The 2,785-nt window shown below is 73.4% G+C and carries 4 protein-coding genes; 2 read left to right on the top strand and 2 right to left on the bottom strand.

All coding sequences use genetic code 11. From position 1 onward, the window contains the following. On the top strand, positions 1-656 hold a 656-nt coding region (locus G3I65_RS53060; protein ID WP_160703841.1), incomplete at its 5' end, for a CHAT domain-containing protein. A 2-nt stretch (positions 657-658) separates the two neighbouring features. Here the strand turns inward: G3I65_RS53060 and G3I65_RS53055 are convergent. Both G3I65_RS53055 and G3I65_RS53050 read right to left on the bottom strand, forming a co-directional pair. Beyond that, positions 659-1,330 carry an alpha/beta hydrolase gene (locus G3I65_RS53055; protein WP_160703839.1) on the bottom strand — a complete coding sequence of 224 codons (672 nt, stop codon included), beginning with the start codon at positions 1,328-1,330 and terminating at the stop codon, positions 659-661. A gap of 25 nt (positions 1,331-1,355) precedes the next feature. Beyond that, on the bottom strand, positions 1,356-2,090 hold the full coding sequence (locus tag G3I65_RS53050) for a haloacid dehalogenase type II (protein ID WP_309236098.1): 735 nt from the start codon (positions 2,088-2,090) through the stop codon (positions 1,356-1,358). Between the two features lie 77 nt (positions 2,091-2,167). Between G3I65_RS53050 and G3I65_RS53045 the strand changes: the two genes are divergently transcribed. Further along, positions 2,168-2,785 (top strand): MFS transporter (locus G3I65_RS53045; RefSeq protein WP_160703837.1); only part of this gene is annotated, 618 nt, incomplete at its 3' end.

Raw genomic sequence — 2,785 nt, 5'->3', positions numbered from 1 at the left:
CCTCCTACACCCCCACCATCCGGAGCCTGCGCCACGCGCGCGACCGCAGCCGCGCCGCCCCGGGATCGCCGGATCGCACGCTGGTCGTCGCCATGCCGGTCACGCCGGGCCTGCCCGACCTGCGCCACGTCGGCGCGGAAACCGAGCTGCTGCGCGAACTCCTGCCCGGCGCGGACGTCCTGACCGCCCCGGACCGGGCCCGCGTGCTCGCGGAGCTGCCGTCGCACGCCATCGCGCACTTCGCCTGCCACGGCACTTACGACGTCGGGAACCCGGCGCAGAGCCGGCTGCTGCTGCGCGACGCTCCCCTGACCGCGGGCGACCTGAACGCCGTCGGCCTCGAGGGCGTCCACCTGGCCTACCTGTCGGCGTGCCACACGGCGATGAACTCGGCCGAGGGTCTGCTCGACGAGGCGCTGCACCTGGCGGGCGCCCTCCAGGCGGCCGGGTTCCCCCAGGTCGTCGGCACGCTGTGGGAGCTCGACGACGAAGCGGCGGTCGAGGTCGCCGAGGGCTTCTACCGCGGGCTGCGGACGGCCGGGGCGATCGATCCGGGCGCGGCCGCGCGGTCGCTGCACCACGCCGTCCGCGCGCTGCGCGAGGAATACCCGCGCACGCCGTCACTGTGGGCGTCGCACCTGCACTTCGGCGCGTGAGCTCACGCCGTCCCCATGACGATCCGCCGCAGCGAAGGCAGGTACCGCACGAACGGATCGCGCCGGTAGGTCAGCGGCCCCGGCCGCAGGAGCGTGGCACCGAACGCCGGGGTGTCCGGCCGGATCCCGTGCGCGCCCGGCGGTGTGCCGTCGCCGGGGTCGTCGGGCGTGACGTACACCGGCCCGCGGACCCGCGCCGCGGCGGCGTTGTCGACGCCGGCCCCGGCACAGCCGAACAGCACCAGCGCGTCCGCGGCCAGCCCGTGCTCGCGCCCGGTCAGCCCGGCGACGAGACCGCCGTAACCGAGCCCGATCACCACGATCCGGGCGGCCTTCTTGTACCGCCCGAAGTTCTCCGCCGTGACCGGCAGGCCGGCCAGGAAACTCGCCAGCCGGCCGGTCGCCGCGGCCGCGTACGCCGGGTCCCTGGCCTGCCAGGAGTCCCGCGGTGCCACGTAGTCGGCCCAGCCGACCACCGAAAAGTCGTCCCCCTCGAACTTGCTCACCAGTGCGTCCACGACGTCGAACAACGGGTCCGCGTTGTGCATGCCGGACCCGGCACCGGGGATGACGACCACGACGTACCGCGCGTGGTCCGGGTTGTTCCGGGCGATGATGAGCCGCCCTTCGTCGGGATCGAAGCCCAGCAACATCACGCGGCCGTCGCTCGTCATGGGACCAGTATGGCGGCTCCGGGCGTCAGGCTCCGGCGAACGCGCGGTCGACGGCATCGGTGAAGGCGCCCATCGACGGGTATTCGGCCTGGTAGGACCAGTCGCCGCTCGGCTCGGGCGTCGCTCCCCAGCCCGGGTCGGCGTGCCGCCGGTTGATCCACACCGACGACAGGCCTTCGCGCTTGGCCGGAACGTGGTCGTGGAACAGGCTTTGCGCCACGTGCAGCAGTTCCCCGCGCGCCACTCCCAGGGACGGCAACGTCTCGTCCAGCGCGCGGAAGTGGTTCTCGGCGGGCTTGTAGGCGCCGACGTCCTCGGCGGTGATGATCGCGGCGAAGCGGCCGCGCAGCCGCTCGTTGCTCCCCGCGAAACCGGCACGGTCCACATTGGACAAGATGATCAGCTGGTAGTGCCCGGCGAGCCGCGCCAGCGCGTCGGCCGAGTCCGGGAACGCGGGCCACTCCGGCACGGACTCGCCCAGCCGGCGGGCCCAGTCGTCGCCGACGCCGCACCCGAGGCCGGCACCGGTCCGGCGGAACGCCTCCGCGAGCACGTCCGGATACCGCGTCGACGGCGCTTCCCGCTCGACCGCGGCCTCGTTGTCCGCGTAGGCGACCAGCAGTTCCTCGTCGGAGAGGCCGAGACCGTGTTCCGCCGCCCACGGCGACAGGACGGCGGCGATCCCCGCCTCCCAGTCGATCAACGTGCCGTAGCAGTCGAAGCTGAGTGCCTTGAAGTCCATCAGGTCGAGGTCGGCCACGAGCCCACTGTAGGACAGCCGTGGCCGACTTCCGACAACGCCGTACGCGCGCGCTCGCGAAGCTATACGGTCACCGCATGTACGTGACGCCGCCGAATGCCACCCGCCCGGTCGCCGCTCCGGTCTGGTGGCAGGTGCTCGGGCCCGGGTTCACCGCGCTGATCGGGCTGTTCATGCTGACCGTGATCTACCGGTTCGACGGCGAGTCGGAGATCCAGCGCGCCCTCGGCCTGTCCAGCATGGCGCTGTTGCTGGTGGGCCTGGTCGCCTACCTGGCCGGGGTGGTACTCGGCGCGATCCCCGGGCTCCTCCTCGGCGCCCGCTTCCCGACCGCCGTGGCCGTGCCCGCGACCTGCTTCCTCGTCCTCGGAGTCCTGCTGGTCGCCTTCGCCCCCGCCGGTGGCCTGCTGACGGCCGGGCGCGTCCTGTCGGGACTCGGCACGGGCGCGGCCGCCGGCACGACGGTCGCGCTGATCGTGAAGCTGCGCGAAGGGCGCGGTGCCGTCGCCGGGGTGACCGCCGGGCTCGCCGTGCTCGCTCTGCTGCTCGGCCCGGTCATCGGCCAGCTGATCTCCGAGGCGGTCGGCTTCCGGCCGGTCCACCTGATCGCGGCGCCGTTCCTGCTCATCGCCCTCGTCGTCAACGCGGTCCTCGGCATCGTCCGGCTCACCGCCGCCAAGCGCGCGGTGCCGCAG

It is taken from the genome of Amycolatopsis sp. SID8362, from assembly GCF_010550475.1.
Classification (GTDB): Bacteria; Actinomycetota; Actinomycetes; order Mycobacteriales; family Pseudonocardiaceae; genus Amycolatopsis; species Amycolatopsis eburnea.
The sequence above is the reverse complement of the archived record's forward strand: the minus strand, read 5'-3'. Positions and strand labels throughout refer to the sequence as shown.

Excerpts from the sequence above, each read along its gene's own strand:
- G3I65_RS53055 (WP_160703839.1), bottom strand. The coding sequence starts at position 1,330 with ATGACGAGCGACGGCCGCGTGATGTTGCTGGGCTTCGATCCCGACGAA.